Origin of the sequence: Pseudorhodoferax sp. Leaf265 (assembly GCF_001422365.1) — a bacterium.
In the GTDB taxonomy this organism is placed as follows: Bacteria; Pseudomonadota; Gammaproteobacteria; order Burkholderiales; family Burkholderiaceae_C; genus Pseudorhodoferax.
In genome coordinates this window covers 161,131-176,503 of the sequence record NZ_LMMT01000011.1, presented here as the reverse complement: position 1 = coordinate 176,503, position 15,373 = coordinate 161,131, and the positions used below count along the sequence as shown (strand labels likewise).

The following is a 15,373-nucleotide window of genomic DNA, read 5'->3' as shown; positions in this document are numbered from 1 at the left end:
GATGTCCCGCCGCCGTCCGCCCCGTCTGCGCGTGCGCACCATGCGCGGCTTCACGCTGGTGGAGCTGCTCGTGGTGTTCGCCATCGTGGCGCTGCTGGCGGGTCTGATGCCGATCGCGTTCGACCGGTTGCGCGAGGGCGCGGAGTACCGCGACACGGTGCGCGCCATGGCCGGCGAACTGCGCTCGGCACGCCACCGGGCCATGGCCCAGGGACGGGCCCTGAGCTTCGTCGTCGACCTGGACCGGGCGGGCTTCGGACTCAGCGACGCCCGGGCGTTGCGGCCGCTGCCCCGGTCGCTGCGCGTGCGTGCGGTGGTGGCCGGCACCGAGGTCCAGGGATCGGGCCAGGCCGCCATCCGCTTCCTGCCGGGCGGCGGGGCCACGGGCGGCAGCATCGAGCTGGTCCGCGCCTCCGGTGCCGGGACGCGGCTGCGCGTGGACTGGCTGACCGGCCGGGTGAGCCACGAGGGGCTGGCGCCATGACGCGCCGGCACAGCGCCGGCTTCACGCTGCTGGAGCTGCTGGTGGCGCTTGCGGTCATGGGGATGTCCCTGGGGCTGCTGTACCGCGCCAGCGGCGGCGCCGTGCGCAACGTCGGTGCCATCGAGCAGCTGCAGCAGGCCATCCTCGTCGCCCAGTCGCTGCGCGCGCTGCACGATGACGTGCCGCGGCAAGGATGGAACGAGATGGGCCGCTCGGCGGGCCACGACTGGCAGGTCCGCAGCGCACCGTACGACGCCGGGACGCCGGACGCCGGCCAGGTGCCACTGCACGAAGTGCAGATCGTGGTGCGCTGGGACGATGCGGGCAAGGCCGGTGCCTTCGAACTCTGGACCCTGCTGCCGCAGCAGCGCGCCACCGCGCCGGGAGCCGCACCATGAAGGAGGCTGGTGGCGTGCGCGGCTTCACCTTGCTGGAACTGCTGGTGGTGATGGCGCTGCTGTCGCTGCTCATGCTGGGCATGGGCTCGGCCCTGCGCAGCACGGCGCGGGTCGAGCAGGGCGTGGATGCCCGGCTGGCGCGCGCCGATGCGATGCGCGTCACGTCGGACTTTCTGCGCACCGTGCTGTCGCGGGTGTCGGCGCGGCAGGGCGCGGCGTCCGACGCGCGGCCCGACGCGCATTACTTTTCCGGCAGCGCGCACGAAGTCTGGTGGCTGGGCGTGATTCCCGCGCGCCATGGTGCAGGCGGCATGCACCACTTCCGCCTGGGCATCGAGACGGCCGGCCTCGTGCTGCATTACCAGGCCTGGCGCGGCGAGGCCCTGCCGGACTGGGGCCGTGCGGAGTCGCTGCTGCTGGTGGCCGGTGCCACGCGCCTGGCGCTGCGCTTCGAGGACGACCGGCACACGCCCTCGCGCTGGGTGGACGATTGGACCGCGCCCGACGCGATGCCGCGCCGCGTGTCCCTGGCGGTCACCACGCCGTCGGATGCCTGGCCGGCCGTGGTGGTGCAGATGCGCCCTTTGCCGGGCACCGATCCCACGCTCGCGAGCGATCCGTCGTACGGGGGAGGACGCTGATGCGGCACGCCCGCCGCCCCCGCACGCAGGGCATGGTGCTCGTCGCCGTGCTGTGGATCGTGGCGGCCATCTCGCTGGTCGTGGTCGGCCTCGTGCACAGCGTGCGCCAGGAGGCCCGCGTGTTGTCGACCCAGCGTGCGCTGGCCGTGGCCGGCGGCGTCGGCGACGCGGCCGTGCAACTTGCGCTGCGGCAGCTGGCGGTGCTGGACGCGCCGCCGACGCGCATGCTGACCTGGCCGCTGACCTACCGGCAGACACCGGTGGCGGTGCGCGTGATGCCGCTCAATGGCCTGATCGACCTGAACGCTGCCGGTGCCCCCCTGCTCACCGCCTTGTACGAGGTGGCCGGCGGCCTGCCGCGCCCCGAAGCGCAGAGCCTGGCGGCGCGCACGTTGGCCTGGCGCGCAGGCTCCGCCAGTGCCCGCGCCGAGCGCTTCGAGGCGGTGGAAGACCTGCTGCGCGTGCCGGGCATCGGGCTGGACCTCCACGCGCGACTGGCGCCCCTGGTGGCGGCGGACAACGGCGGCAGCAGCGGCGGGGTGAACGCACTGGCAGCGCCGCTGGAGGTGCTGGAGGTGCTGGCGGGTGGCCGCCCGGGCATCGCCGCCCGGATCGCGGCCGCGCGCGACGCGGGCGATGCCGGCATCGACACCACGGACCTGCCTGCCGCCTTCCTGGAGAGCGGCGCGGTGCAGCGCTACCGGATCGACGCCAGGGTGCCGCTGCCCGACGGCGGCTGGCTGCATGTCGCGCACCACGTGCACCTGGGCACCGAGCCCCAGGCCCGCCTTCCCTGGCGCACCTTCCACACGGAGCAGTGGGTGGCGCCTGCGCAAGCCCCGGTGTCCTGAACCATGCCATCCGTCTCGCGCGATCTGCGTCTGTTCGGCCTGGACCTCGGGGCGCTGTGGGCCGCCCTGCGCCGGCCCTGGGAGTCCGCGTCCGGCTGGCCCATCGTCTCCTGGCTCGCGCCCGACCAGCCGGTGCGCGTGGTGCGTGCCGATGCACCGGACGCGTTCTGGCAGGGCGCGCGGGGGCGCCTGGCCCAGCCGCCCGCCGACGTGCCGTCCACAGTGGCCGTGGCGCTGCCGCAGGCCATGGTGCTGCAGCGCACCGTCGTGCTGCCGAGTGCGGCGGCGTCCGAAGCGGCGCACGCCCTGGGGTTGCAGGTGCAGGGCTGGAACCCGTTCCCCGCGCAGGACCTGGTCTGGGCCTGGCGGCGCCGGACCACGGCCAGTGGCGCCATCGAGGCCGACGTGGCCCTGGCGTCGCGCCGGCAGGTGGCCAGCCATCTGGAACGCCTGGGCACGCGGCTGGACGGCGCCGCCGTGCCGGAGGTCTGGGTCGGGCCCGACGACGGGCCGCCCATCGTGCTGCCGGGCTATGGCGAGGGCCGGCGCGCGGCGGCGGCGCGCCGGCACTGGCGGCTGTGCTGCGCATTGCTGGCACTGGCCGTGCTGCTGGCCGCGCTGCTGGCGCTGACCCCCAGCCTGCAGCTGTGGCTGCGCCAGGCACAGGCGACCCACGCGCACGCCGAACTCGCCGCGCAGGCGCGCCCGGTGCTGGCCCGGCGCGAGGCCCTGGTGCAAACGCAGGAGGCGCTGGCAGCGGCGGCGAAGTTGCTGGAACACCGGATCGACCCGCTGCGCGTGTTGGATGTGCTGACGCAGGCGCTGCCCGACGGGACGGCCGTGCAGAGCCTGCGGCTGCAGGGCGAGGTGGTGACGGTCTCCGGAACGACCGGCGACGCCGCCAGCCTCATGCAGGGGCTGGGCCGACAAACGGGCCTGCGCAATGTGCGCGCGCCCGCGGCCGCGACGCGGCAGCCCGGCGCCGCCTTCGAGAGCTTCACGGTCAGTTTCCAGCTCGATCCCGCTGCGTTCGCTGTGGTGTCGCGCGGTGGCCCGGCACCCGCAGCACCTGCCACCGTGGACGGAGGCAGCCGATGAAACCGCGCAATCGCTGGCAGCGCCAGGACCGCACGTGGCTGGCCATCGGCCTGCTCGCGATGGCGCTGCCGCTCGTCCTGGTGGCATGGCAGGTGACCGACTGGCACCAGCGCACCCAGGCCGGCCTGGAACAGTTGCAGGCCCGCCATGCGCGCCTGCTCGGCCTGGTCGCGCAGCGGGGCGAGATCGATGCCGCGCTGCAGGCCGCGCAGCTGGCGCGCAGCGCCCAGGTCTACCCTGCCAGCGACGACGCGGCCCAGACCGGCAACCTCGTGCAGCAGCGCATGCGCGAGCTCATGGCGCAGGCCGGCATGCAGGTGCGCAGCAGCCAGGTGCTGCCGCCGACCGAGGAACAGGCCTTCGACCGCGTCGGGGTGTTGCTGGGCCTGGAAGGCGACCTCGCGGCCCTGCAACGTGCGCTGGCCGCGCTGGCGCAGGAGTCGCCGGCGGTCATGGTCGACGACCTGGACATCCGCTTGCAGGGCGCGCTGGCCAGCCAGCGGCCGACCGAATCGCCGCGCCTGTCGGTGCGGCTGCGCCTGGGCGTGCTGCGGGGGCGTGCGTGAAGGCCTCCGCGCCGCGCGTGCTGGCCGCGTCGTGCGCGGCGCTCGGCCTGGTGCTCGTGGCCCTGTGGGTGACGCCGCAGGGTGCGCTGCGCGCGTCGGCGCACTGGCCAGCGCCCGCGCCGCGCATGGGCGACTACCGCGCGAGCGACGCCGCGTCGGCGCAGCGCGCGGCGCTCGACGCGCAGCGCCAGCCGATGCTGCTGGACCGGCCGCTGTTCGCCAAGACCCGGCGCCCGCCGGAGCCCGTCGCGGCCGCACCGGTCGACGCGGTGCCCGACCGGCTGGGCCAGGCGCGGCTGCGCGCCATCGTGGACGGCGGGCAGGCCGGCAGCGCCGTCATCCTCGAGGTCGATGGCAAGAGCCACCGGATCGCCCGGCAGGGCAGCTTCGAGGGGTGGACCCTGGCGTCGGTGAGTACCGAGGCCCACACCGCGACATGGACGCGCCGCGGCCAGACGCGTGTGCTGGCCCTGCAGCGCGGGCAGCTGTCCGCGGCCGCAGGGCGTGGCCGCGCAGCCGGCGCGCGCCGTCTGCCGTCGCGCCCTGGCAGCCCGGTGGTGCCGAATCCCATGCACGCGCAGCCGGGCGCCGGCACCGAAGGCACGGCTGCGGCCCTGCCCGCCGGCCCGGCGCAGCGCTGAGCCCGTCTCCCCCCACGCCTTGACTGAAACGACATCCATGACCGTCCCACGCATCGCCTGCGGCAGCCTTGCCTTCGTTGTCCTGTCCGCCTGGGCGCAGACCGGCACCGGGCTGGGCAGCGGCACGCAGGAGGCCGAACCGGCCGCTGCGCCGCGCATCCTGCGGGGCAACGACCGCGTCGTCGCCGCGCCGCGGTCCTTGCCCGCGCTGACCGGCGGCCCCGTTTCCCTGCACTTCGAGGAAGCGCCCGTGGCCGACGTCGTGCGCACCGTTCTCGGCGACATCCTCAAGGTGGACTACACCCTGCACCCGCCCATCGACGGCGCGGTGACCCTGTCCACGCGCAAGCCGGTCAGCCCCGACCAGGCCGTGTTCCTGCTCGAAAGTGCCTTGCAGGCCAATGGGCTGGCGCTGATGCGCGACGCGCGCGGCAGCTTCCAGGTGGGGCCGGCCGAGGTGCTGCGCGCGCTGGGCGTCTCGGTCAGCCAGGCGGGCGGCAAGGACCCGCTGCCTGCAGGCTACGGCGCCGTGATCGTGCCGCTGGAATTCATCGGCGCCAACGAGATGGCCGCGATCCTGCGGCCGTTGCTGCAGCCCGAATCGCTGGTGCGCGTCGATCCGCTGCGCAACCTGCTGGTGCTGGTGGGCAGCCGCAGCCAGGCCGAGGCCTGGATGGAGCTGGTGCGCAGTTTCGACGTCGACCTGCTGCAGGGCATGTCGGTCGGCCTGTTCTCGCTCAAGTACGCCACGGTGGCGGACGTGGCGCAGGGCCTGGAACTGCTGAACCCCGCGGCCGCTGCGGCATCGGCAGGTGGCGGCGCCGCGACCGCGGGCGGGGCCCGGCCCGCTGCGACCGGGCCGGGGCCTGGAGGCGCGGAGGCGGCGCCGGCCGCGTCGCGCGCCTTCCATGGCATGCACGTGATGCCGATCGAGCGGCTGAACGCGGTGCTGGTCGTGGCCCCGCGTGCGAGCCAGCTCGACCAGGCCCGGCGCTGGATCGAGCGGCTGGACCAGCCCAACGAAAGCAGCACGGAGCCGCGCCTGTTCATCTACCACGTGCAGAACGGCAATGCGCGCCACCTGGCGAGCCTGCTGGCGGGCCTGTTCGGCGAGGGCGGGCATGGCAGTGCGCCACCCGTGGGCCCCGCGAACAGCGGCGTGGCGCCGGGCCTGCCGACGGCCACCGTCGGCAGCCGGGGCACCGTGGGCGGCATGGCCGGCATGTCCGGTGGCGGCGCGGGCGGCCTGACCGGCGGCTGGTCCCCCGGCGGGTTGAACGGGACAACCGGCACGGCCGGGCCGATGGGGACCGCCATGCCGCAGGGCGGCGTGGGGCAGACCCAGACCTCGGCGGCCAGCAACGTCGGCAAGCTGCGCGTGATGGCCGACGACGTGAACAACGTGGTCCTGATCTGGGGGCCGCGGTCGGAGTACGCCAAGATCGAAGCGTCCTTGAAGCGCCTGGACGTGCCGCCCAACCAGGTCCTGATCGAGGCCAGCATCATCGAGGTCACGCTGGACGACAGCCTGCAGTACGGCCTGCAGTGGTTCTTCCGGGACGGCCGGCGCAACGGCCTGTATGGCAGCGGCGGCCTGTTCAACGCCGCCTCGGCCGAAGCCGGCCGGCTGACCGGCGCCACCAGCCAGGGCTTCACCTACACGCTGCGCGCGGGCGGCCTGGGCGGCGACATCCGCGTGGTGCTCAACGCGCTGGCCTCCAAGTCGCTGCTCAAGGTGATCTCCAGCCCCTCCCTGATGGTGCAGGACAACTTCACCGCGAACATCGCCGCGGGCACGCAGCAGCCCGTGAACGCGGGCACCACGATCTCGGGCTCGGCCAACCTCGTGACGACCAACATCCAGTACAAGGACACCGGGGTGAACCTGTCGGTCACGCCGTCGGTGAACGCGGGCAACATGGTCAACATGCTGATCAACCAGTCCGTGACGGACCTGGGCAGCCTGGACGACGCGACGCAGCAGTACAGCTTCCTGCAGCGCCAGATCTCCACCAAGGTGGCCGTGCGCTCGGGCGAGACGCTGGTGCTGGGCGGCCTGATCCGCGACAACAGTTCCAACGGCAGGTCCGGCCTGCCGGTGCTGCAGGACATCCCCGTGGTGGGCAAGCTGTTCGGCTCCACCACCAAGGTGGCCGCCCGCACCGAGCTGCTGCTGACCATCACGCCGCGTGTGGTGCGCTCCGACCAGGAGCTGCGCGATGTCAGCAACGACCTGCGCCTGAAGATGCAGGGTCTGTCGCTGGTGACGCCGGTCGCCGCGCCGGGCGCGCAGGGACCGGCCAGCCCGCCCGCGGTGGCGCCCGCCGAGGTCATCGTCGAACCGCTGCGCTAGCGTCGGCGGCGAACGCCCGGCACGCCCGCGGCGCCCCTTCAGTCCAGCACGGCGGCGCGCGGCTCCTGCACCAGCAATCCCCCCTGCGCGACCACCGCCTGCCAGCGCGCCAGATCCGTGCGCACCCGGTCGCCCAGCATCTGCGGCGGTCCGGCCTCCACGCGCGCGCCGTTGCGCTCGAACAGCGCGACCACGGCCGGATCGGCGAGCACCTGGTTGAGGGCGCGGTTCAGCGTCTCGACACGGTCCGCCGGCGTGCGCGCGGGCGCGAACAGGCCATACCACTGCGTCAGCTCCACGCCCGCGATGCCGGCCTCGGCCAGCGTCGGCACCTCGGGCAGCGACGGCAGCCGTTGGGCGCCGGCCACGGCCAGCGCGCGCAGCCGTCCGCTGTGCACGAAGGGCGAGGCCGTGAACAGGCTGGGGAACATGAGCTGCACGCGGCCGCTGGCCGTGTCGGCGATGGCCGGCGCGGCGCCCTCATAGCTGCTGCCCACCATCGTCGTGCCGGTGGCGAGCTGGAACAGGGCCGCCGCGAAGTGCGGCGGCGTGCCGTCGCCGGCCGAGGCATAGCCGTAGCGCCCCGGCGCAGCGCGCAGAGCCGCCACGAGCGACGGCACGTCGCGCGCCGGCACGCCTGGGTGCACCACCATCAGCGTGGGCGAGGAGCCGACCAGGCCGACCGGCGCGAAGTCGGCCACCGGGTCGTAGCCGAGCTTCTGCAGCGCCGGGTTCATGGCGTGGGTGGCGACATAGCCGAACATCAGGGTCTGGCCGTCGGGCTCGGCGGCCGCCACGTATTCGCTGGCCACGGCGCCGTTGGCGCCGGCGCGGTTGTCGACCAGCACCTCCTGGCCCAGCAGCGGCGCGAGCTTGGCGGCGATGATGCGGGCCATGGTGTCGTTGCCGCCGCCGGCGCTGGTCGGCACGATCAGCGTGAGCGGCTTGCGCGCGGCGGGCCGCGGCGCTTCTTCCGGCCGCGAGAACACGTAGTCGGGCAGGTGCAGCTCGCCCTGCATGATCTTGCGCGCGGTGCGCACCAGCGCGGCGCGCCGCACGCCGACCTCGCCGCCTTCTTCGCCCATTTCCACCTCGATGTCGATCTGCCCGGCCGGGTGCAGCACGGTCAGCTGGTGGCAGCCGGCCGCACGCGCGGCGCCGCTGGCCACGGTGCCGGGCAGCGCGAAGGCGCTGGCCACGCCGATGGCGCCCGTCACCGCATGCGAGGCATGGCAGCGCCGCGGCGTGAAGTAGCGCGAGGTGATGCTGTCCGGCGAATCGCCCGCGCTGACCAGCACCGGCTTGGGCACCACGCTGTTCGACACGTCGCCCAGGCCCATGCGCAGGCCGGCCTCCAGGCGCAGCGATTCGATGCGTTCGAGCAGCGCGGCGTCGGCGTCCAGCGCCACCGGCTTCTCGCGGCCCGTCACGCCCAGGTCGGCCGCGCGCACGATCATGAGCGGCATGGCGGCATCGATGCAGCTGACCTCCACGCCCTGGATGCGGTCGATGCGCTGGCCGGTCGGGAACACCTTGCCCGTCACCGCGCCCCAGGCGTCCAGGAAGTCCAGCAGGATGGGCGCGGCCGTGCCGGCCACGCCGTCGATGCGCGCGTCGCCCGCGTAGGTGACGCGCCCGCCCGGCGTGCGCACGGTCACGTCGATGCGCGCGCCGGTGTTGACGTTGTGCACGCGCACCTTGGTCGTGCCGTCCTGCGCCGGCACCAGGCCCTGCTCGATGGCGAAGGGCGCCACGCCCGAGAGCATGTTGCCGCAGTTGGGCCGCGTGTCCACCGAACGGTGGCCCACGCCGACCTGGGCGAACAGGTAGTCGAGGTCGCAGCCCGGGACGCTGGAGCGCGAGACGATGGCCACCTTGCTGTTCAGCGTGCTGCCGCCGCCCACGCCGTCCAGCTGCAGCGGGTCGGACGCACCGATCGCGCCGATCAGTGCCTGGTCACGCGCCTCGTCGCCCTCGGGCAGCCATTCGCGCAGGAAGAAGGGGCCGCGCGAGGTGCCTGCGCGCATCAGGACGCATGGGATGGTTTTGCTCATGCGCCATTGTTCAATCCCCGCCTGCTGCCGTGAATTGCATTGTTGTTGGCAATTGATCGGTCCTGTGCATCAATGTCGGCGCATCACTCCATCTTGATGCCGCGGGACTTGACGATGGTGCCCCACTGGTCCCATTCCTTCTTCATGAACGTGGCGAAACCGGCGCGCGTGGTCGGCTGCGGCGTCAGGCCGTGGTGCATCAGCGCCTCGCGCACGCCGGGGTCTTCCAGCACCTTCACGATCTCGTGGTTCCAGCGGTCCAGCAGCGGCACGGGTGTCTTGGCGGGCGCGACGAAGGCGTACCAGTTGAGCGCCTCGAAGCCCGGGTAGCCCGATTCGGCCACCGTGGGGATGTTGGGCATGTAGGCCGGCCGCACGAGGCCCGTGGTGGCCAGCGGAACCAGCCGCCCGGCCTCGACCTGTGGCAGCGCCGTGGGCGGCGCCGCGAAGTAGGAGGCGATGCGCCCGCCGAGCAGGTCCTGCAGCGCGGGGGCGCCGCCCTTGTAGGGCACGTGCACCATCTCGACGCCGGCGCGCTGGTTGAACAGCTCGCCGGCCAGATGCGAGGCCGAGCCGGCGCCGGTGGAGGCGTAGTCCACGCTCTTGGCCTTGGCCAGTTCGACGAACTGCTGCAGCGTCTTCACGTTCAGGCCCGGGTGCACGACCAGCACGTTCGGAAAGCTCACGCCGCCGGAGACCGGCGCGAGGTCCTTGAACGGGTCGTAGGGCAGTTTCATGAGGTGCGGGGCGATGGTCAGCGGCCCGACCGAGCCGAACAGCAGCACCGAGCCGTCTGCCGGCACCTTCGCGACGATCTGGTGCGCGATGTTGCCGCCCGCGCCGGCCTTGTTGTCGACCACGACGGTCTGGCCGATGTTCTCGGCCAGCTTCTTGGCGATCAGGCGGGCCGCGGCATCGGCGGCGCCGCCGGCGGCGAAGCCGACGACCAGCGTGACCGGTTTTTTGGGTGGAAAGTCGGGCGTCTGCGCGGCGGCCGGCATGCAGAGGGGGGCGAGCAGCGCAGCGGCGGCCGCGCCGGCCACGAGGTGGCGGCGTTGGGTGTTCATGAGGGGCTCCGTGGGGGAAAGGGAACTTCAGTCCGCGCCCAGCCCGACGGGGTTGGGGCGGCGCTTTTCCACCGCATGCCGCGCCAGCGCGGCGCTGCGGAAGATGCCGTGGGCGAACTTGCCGTAGGGCAGGGTGGCGAACAGCGCCATCACCGCGCCCAGGTGCAGGCACAGCACCGCGGGCATGGCGGCCGTGCCGCGCGCCCACCACAGCGCCAGGCCGCTGGCGGCGGTCAGGAACAGCAGCGCGATGAAGCCCAGGTCCATGGGTTGTTGCGCCGTATCGCCGTGCGCGGGATCGCGCCGCAGGTTCAGCCAGGCCAGGCCGGCCGTGCCGAGGGCGAGCGCCACGCCACCCACGCCGCCGAGCAGCTTGGGCAGGCTGGGCAGGTCGTAGGGCGCGGCCCAGCCGAAGGCGTAGTGGTAGAGCGTGGCGACCGAGGTGGCCGCGAAGCACAGCATGAAGCCGTAGAAGGTCAGGTGGTGGCAGCGCCTGCGCCACAGCGTGAACGCATCGTCGGCGTTGTTGCAGCCCTGGCCGTGGCCGCCGTCCAGGTATTTCAGCCGCAGCACGTCGTGCGTGGCCTCGGCGGCGGCCGGCGCGTCCAGTGCTGCGCCGCTGGTCACCGGCGTGATCTCGCGCCAGAAGCGCCGCACGCCCATGCCCAGCGCCAGCATGGCAAACCCGAACACCGGTGCGAACAGGCCGACCATCAAGTTGTGCGGGAACAGGTCGTAGAAACTGCCGCCGGCCGGCACCACCGCCCACAGGCCGCCGCGCAGCGCCACCGTCAGCGCGAGGAACAGCGCCAGCGCGGCGGCCAGCGCGAGGCACAGCACGAGGCCGTTGCGCTGGTACAGCCGGCCCAACGCCGGTGGCCAGGCGTAGTCCTGGTAGGTCTGGCCGCGCACGCGCGCCATGGCCTGCGGGATGTTCACCGCGAACTCGTGCGGCGGCGCGTACTGGCAGGCGTGCAGGCAGGCGCCGCAGTTGTGGCACAGGTTGGCCAGGAAGTGCACGTCGGCCGTGGGGAACTCCAGCCGGCGCGTCATCGCCGGGAACACGGCGCAAAAGCCCTCGCAATAACGGCAGGCGTTGCAGATGTGCAGCTGGCGCGCCACCTCGGCCTCGGCCGGGGTGGCCAGGCGCAGGCCGCCGGTGGGACCGGTGGCCAGGTCACTGGCCTCGCGGATCAGGTGCTCAAGCGTGGACATGGTGGTCTCCTCGTGCGGCGGCCTGGTCGGCCGCAAGCAGCGCGCCCAGCGTGCCAGGCGTGCGGCCGGTGGCGGCGCGGGCGGCGTTGGCACCGGCGATGCGGCCGAAGGCCGTGCCAATGCTCATGCCCACGCCGGCCGTGTAGCCCTTGCCGAGCACGTTGCCGGCCATCATTTCGCCGGCCACGAACAGGTTGGGGCTGGCTGTGCCGCCGAAGCGTGCGGCGGCCGTGTCGTCGGTCTTCAGGCCCAGGTAGGTGAAGGTCACGCCGGGCTTGAGCGCGTAGCCGTAGAAGGGCGGCCGCGCGATCGGCCGGGCCCAGTGCGTCTTGGCCGGTGCCACGCCTTCGGTGTGGCAGTCGTCCAGCACGGTGTGGTCGAAGCGACCCACGCGGCAAGCGGCGTTGTAGTCGTGCAGCGTTCGCACGAAGGGCTCCACCGGAAGGCCGAGCTGTTGCGCCAGCGCCGGCAGCGTGTCGGCCTGCACGCCCGGGAACACCGGCGGCATGAAGCGGCCGATGGCCTGGCTGTCGATGATGGAGTAGCCGATCTGACCGGGCTGCTGCGCCACGAGACGGCCCCAGATGGCATAGCGCTTGGGCCAGAAGTCCTCGCCCTCGTCGTAGAAGCGCTCGCCCTCGCGGTTGACCACCACGCCCAGCGAGACGCAGTCGATGCGCGTGCAGATGCCGCCGTCGTACAGCGGCGCGCGCGCGTCGATGGCCACCATGTGGGCCTGGGTGGGGTCACCCGTGCGCTCGGCGCCGTGCACGTCCAGCAGCTCGCGCAAGACCGCGCCCTGGTTGAAGCGCGTGCCGCGGATCAGGAAGTTCTCGGCCGGGCGTTCGCCGCGCGCGTTCACGCCCCAGGCCTCGCCCAGCCAGGCGCGGTTGGACTCGAAGCCGCCCGCCGCCACCACGCAGCTGCGCGCCGTGATGCGTTCGCCCCCGCAATGCGCCGCGACAAAGCGCCCGTGCGCCATCTCGATGCGTTCCACCGGCGCTTCGTAGCGCACGCGCACGCCCAGCGCTGCGGCGCTGCGGTAGTAGGCGTTGACGAGTGCCTTGCCGCCGCCCATGAAGAAGGCGTTGGTGCGCGCCACGTGCAGCGCGCCGGACAGCGGCGGCTGGAAGTGCACGCCATGGCGGCGCATCCAGGGCCTGCAGCTGCACGAATGGCGGATCACCAGACGGGCCAGCGACTCGTCGGTGAGGCCGCCCGTGACCTTCAGCAGGTCTTGCCAGAACTCCTCTTCGGGATAGGCCTCGACCAGCACGTCCTGCGGGGCATCGTGCATGCAGCGCAGGTTGCGCGTGTGGCTGGAGTTGCCGCCGCGCCAGGCGCGCGGCGCGGCCTCCAGCAGCAGCACGCTGGCGCCGGCCTCGCGTGCCATGAGGGCCGCGCACAGCGCCGCGTTGCCGCCGCCGATGACGAGCACATCGGGTTCCATCTGGTTCTTGCCTCCTGGGGTGGGGATGCCGGCGGGCAGGGCCGGCCGGTGCAGGAGACTGTAGGAAGACCCGGATCGCGCGTGCAGGCGGGACGAGGGATGGGGGTATCACGGAATGTGATGCCGCGGCTGCGCCGAGGCATGGATGCGTGAAGAAGTTCTCGCAAGCATGGCCATCGACACGGTCGTGTTGGTGCCGGTCTGGCACGAGGCAGCCTACCTGTTCTCGGAGCAGGAGCGCGCTGCGCTGGCGTGGACCGAGGAGGTGAGCCGGGTCAGCGAAACGCACGCGTCCGATGCGACCTGTGCGGCCGCGGCTGCGGTGTTCTCGGAAAATGACCTGGTCGATCTCACCCTGACCATCGCCGCCATGAACGCCATCAACCGCCTGGGTGTCAGCTTCCGCCTGAAGCCGCGCGCCAGGGCCGACGCTTGAGCCGTCGGGGTCGATTCATTCACCGTGGACGATGGCCACACCCTGCCAGCGTCCGCTGTCCGCCAGTTCGCGCACGCAGTCGCGCACCACGCCCCGCGCCGCCAGGCAGGCCGGCGGCAGCTCGTCGTCGGCGCGGCTGCACAGCAGGTTCACGCGGCGCGCGGCCGGGTCGTCCAGCCGTGCGGTGCGAAAGCGCTGCAGCGCGTCGGGGTAGCGGCCCAGCGCGGCCCAGGGCTGCACCGTGGAGCCCAGGCCGGCATCGACCGCCGCCATCACCATGGCCAGCGAATCGACCTCCAGCGCGATGGTGGGCGCGATGCCGGCACGCGCGAAGGCGGCGTCCAGCGTGCTGCGCAGGCCGTGCGGTCCGGTCGGCAGGATCAGCGGCTCGCCGCGCAGGGCCTGGATGGCCAGCGTGGCGGGCAGGGGGGCGGATGCGCTGCCGCGCACGAGGAACAGGTCTTCCTCCACCAGCGCCTGCACCTGCCAGCGGCGCCCCGCGCTCTCGGCGGGCTGGCGCAGTTCCAGCAGGTCCGGGCGGTGGCCGAACAGCACGGCCAGGTCCAGCTCCTGCGCGCGCAGCATGGCCGCCAGGTGGCCGGACATGCCCTCGACCATGTGCAGCCGCACGTCCGGGTAGCGGGTGCGCATGGCCTGCATGAGCGGCAGGCCGAGCATGGCCGAGGTGGTGGGCGCCAGGCCGATGCTCACGCTGCCCGCCAGCCGCGCCTGTTGCGCCGCGCGCGCGGCCTGCTCGGCATGGCGCAGCGTGAGCCGCGCCTCGCGCAGGAAGGCCAGGCCCGCCTCGGTGGGGGAGACGCCCTGCGGCGTGCGCTGCAGCAGCCGCGTGGCGAGCTCGCCCTCCAGCCGGCCGACCTGCTGGCTCAGCGCGGACTGGACCATGTCGAGTTCGAGCGCGGCGCGGCTCATCGAGCCCGACTCGACGATCTGCACGAAGTAACGCAGCTGGCGCAGTTCCATGCCCGGATTCTGGCAGGCGGCCCCGCCCTCAGAAGCTGTGGCGCACCCCCAGGCTCACGCCCGTGGCCTTGGACTTGTTGGCCGCGCCCTGGAAGCCGCCATGCCAGCGCGTGTGGTCGGCCTCGGCGTACACCATGCTGCGCCGCGAGAGCTTGTACTCCGCGAAGGCCACGGTGCGGCCGTAGCCGTCGTCGGCGCGCGCACTGCGTCCGCGATCCACGCGGTAGTGGGCCAGCGTCAGTTCCACCAGCGCGCCCACGGGCACCGTGGCGCCCAGGCCCAGCGTGCGCAGGGTGGTGCGCGCCGTGGCGGTCGTCTCGGCGTGGCTGCGCCCGAAGATGCCGGCCAGCCGCGTGCCACCCGCGAAGGTGTAGGCCGCGCCGAGCACGCTGCCGCGCAGGCCCAGCGTGTCGTCGTCGTTGCGAAAGCGCTGGTGCGCCGCCGACAGCTGCAGCTGGCCGAGCTTGTAGCCCAGGCCCACGCCTGTGGAGTCCGAGGCATGGCTGTCGCCGGCCACGTCGCCGAAGCTGTGCATCACGCGGACGTTGACGCCAGCGAAGTCGCCGGTGTACTTCACGCTGTTGTTGAGCCGGTACGCGGCCGTGGCCGAGCCGCTGGCGCCAAAGCCCACGCCGAGCTGGTGCTGGCTCAGCGCCGCGACGTTGACGCTGGGGTTGAAGCTCGCCAGGCGCATGCCGAGCGGGTCGATCGGCGAGATCGCGTCGGCCAGCAGGCTGGTCTGGCGGCCCATGCTGACCAGGCCCCAGCGGCTGCCCAGGCCCACCCAGGACTGGCGGTCGAAGTACATGGTGGAGCTGACGGGTGCGCCGGTCTTGGCGTTGATGCCCGATTCCAGCTGCGCTTGCGCGCTGAAGCCGTCGCCCAGGTCTTCCTGCACGCGCAGGCCCCAGCGGCTGGTGTTGTTGACGCCGCTGGACATGACGGTGGCCGATGTCGCGCTGGGCGTGAACTCGTTCAGGCCGCTGGCCCGGCGCATGGACAGGTCGACGATGCCGTAGAGCCGCACGCTGCTCTGGGCCTGCGCGCCGTCGGCCGCGATTGCACACAGGGCCGCCAATGCCGCGGGTGCCAGGCGCATGCTGCGCGGGGAGACGTCGGGGGCGTGGATGCACATGGC

At 73.1% G+C, this 15,373-nt stretch carries 14 protein-coding genes and 1 pseudogene; 9 read left to right on the top strand and 6 right to left on the bottom strand.

What is annotated here, in order from left to right; genetic code table 11:
• Nucleotide 1: 1 nt before the first annotated feature.
• From ASF45_RS11760 to gspD, 8 genes are read left to right on the top strand one after another with little or no spacing between them, the layout of a single operon-like run.
• Nucleotides 2-484 carry a GspH/FimT family pseudopilin gene (locus ASF45_RS11760; protein ID WP_235580883.1) on the top strand — a complete coding sequence of 161 codons (483 nt, stop codon included), beginning with the start codon at nt 2-4 and terminating at the stop codon, nt 482-484.
• Nucleotides 481-882: a prepilin-type N-terminal cleavage/methylation domain-containing protein gene (locus ASF45_RS11755; protein WP_056661884.1), complete on the top strand. Its 402-nt coding sequence runs from the start codon at nt 481-483 to the stop codon at nt 880-882. The genes ASF45_RS11760 and ASF45_RS11755 overlap by 4 nt, the downstream gene beginning before the upstream one ends.
• Nucleotides 879-1,523, top strand: a complete 645-nt coding sequence (locus ASF45_RS11750; protein WP_056661881.1) for a prepilin-type N-terminal cleavage/methylation domain-containing protein — start codon at nt 879-881, stop codon at nt 1,521-1,523. Before ASF45_RS11755 ends, ASF45_RS11750 begins: the two co-directional genes overlap by 4 nt.
• Complete coding sequence (locus tag ASF45_RS11745; RefSeq protein ID WP_056661878.1) at nt 1,523-2,374, top strand: type II secretion system protein GspK; 852 nt, start codon at nt 1,523-1,525, stop codon at nt 2,372-2,374. Before ASF45_RS11750 ends, ASF45_RS11745 begins: the two co-directional genes overlap by 1 nt.
• 3 nt (nt 2,375-2,377) lie before the next feature.
• On the top strand, nt 2,378-3,472 hold the full coding sequence (locus ASF45_RS11740) for a PilN domain-containing protein (RefSeq protein WP_056661874.1): 1,095 nt from the start codon (nt 2,378-2,380) through the stop codon (nt 3,470-3,472).
• Nucleotides 3,469-4,038, top strand: coding sequence for a type II secretion system protein GspM (gene gspM / locus ASF45_RS11735; RefSeq protein WP_056661871.1), 570 nt, complete (start codon nt 3,469-3,471; stop codon nt 4,036-4,038). Before ASF45_RS11740 ends, gspM begins: the two co-directional genes overlap by 4 nt.
• Nucleotides 4,035-4,679 (top strand): hypothetical protein, encoded by a 645-nt coding sequence (locus ASF45_RS11730; RefSeq protein WP_056661867.1) that lies wholly within the window; start codon nt 4,035-4,037, stop codon nt 4,677-4,679. Before gspM ends, ASF45_RS11730 begins: the two co-directional genes overlap by 4 nt.
• A gap of 37 nt (nt 4,680-4,716) precedes the next feature.
• Complete coding sequence (gspD, locus tag ASF45_RS11725; protein WP_082550960.1) at nt 4,717-7,032, top strand: type II secretion system secretin GspD; 2,316 nt, start codon at nt 4,717-4,719, stop codon at nt 7,030-7,032.
• A 38-nt stretch (nt 7,033-7,070) separates the two neighbouring features.
• Here gspD and ASF45_RS11720 read toward each other — a convergent pair whose 3' ends face one another.
• The 4 genes from ASF45_RS11720 to tcuA all read right to left on the bottom strand — a co-directional run bounded on the left by ASF45_RS11720 (nt 7,071) and on the right by tcuA (nt 12,818).
• Complete coding sequence (locus ASF45_RS11720) at nt 7,071-9,086, bottom strand: 4-oxalomesaconate tautomerase (protein WP_056661864.1); 2,016 nt, start codon at nt 9,084-9,086, stop codon at nt 7,071-7,073.
• Nucleotides 9,087-9,169: 83 nt separating this feature from the next.
• Nucleotides 9,170-10,153 carry a tripartite tricarboxylate transporter substrate binding protein gene (locus ASF45_RS11715; protein WP_056661861.1) on the bottom strand — a complete coding sequence of 328 codons (984 nt, stop codon included), beginning with the start codon at nt 10,151-10,153 and terminating at the stop codon, nt 9,170-9,172.
• Nucleotides 10,154-10,180: 27 nt separating this feature from the next.
• On the bottom strand, nt 10,181-11,368 hold the full coding sequence (gene tcuB, locus ASF45_RS11710; RefSeq protein WP_056661858.1) for a tricarballylate utilization 4Fe-4S protein TcuB: 1,188 nt from the start codon (nt 11,366-11,368) through the stop codon (nt 10,181-10,183).
• On the bottom strand, nt 11,355-12,818 hold the full coding sequence (gene tcuA / locus ASF45_RS11705) for an FAD-dependent tricarballylate dehydrogenase TcuA (RefSeq protein WP_056661857.1): 1,464 nt from the start codon (nt 12,816-12,818) through the stop codon (nt 11,355-11,357). Before tcuA ends, tcuB begins: the two co-directional genes overlap by 14 nt.
• A gap of 178 nt (nt 12,819-12,996) precedes the next feature.
• On the opposite strand from tcuA, the pseudogene ASF45_RS11700 reads away from it, so the two are divergent.
• A pseudogene (locus tag ASF45_RS11700) lies at nt 12,997-13,254 on the top strand (carboxymuconolactone decarboxylase family protein); the annotation flags it as partial.
• Between the two features lie 15 nt (nt 13,255-13,269).
• On the opposite strand, the gene ASF45_RS11695 reads toward ASF45_RS11700, so the two are convergent.
• Nucleotides 13,270-14,235 carry a LysR family transcriptional regulator gene (locus ASF45_RS11695; protein ID WP_056661854.1) on the bottom strand — a complete coding sequence of 322 codons (966 nt, stop codon included), beginning with the start codon at nt 14,233-14,235 and terminating at the stop codon, nt 13,270-13,272.
• A gap of 28 nt (nt 14,236-14,263) precedes the next feature.
• On the bottom strand, nt 14,264-15,370 hold the full coding sequence (locus ASF45_RS11690) for a porin (RefSeq protein ID WP_235580882.1): 1,107 nt from the start codon (nt 15,368-15,370) through the stop codon (nt 14,264-14,266).
• Nucleotides 15,371-15,373 lie beyond the last annotated feature (3 nt).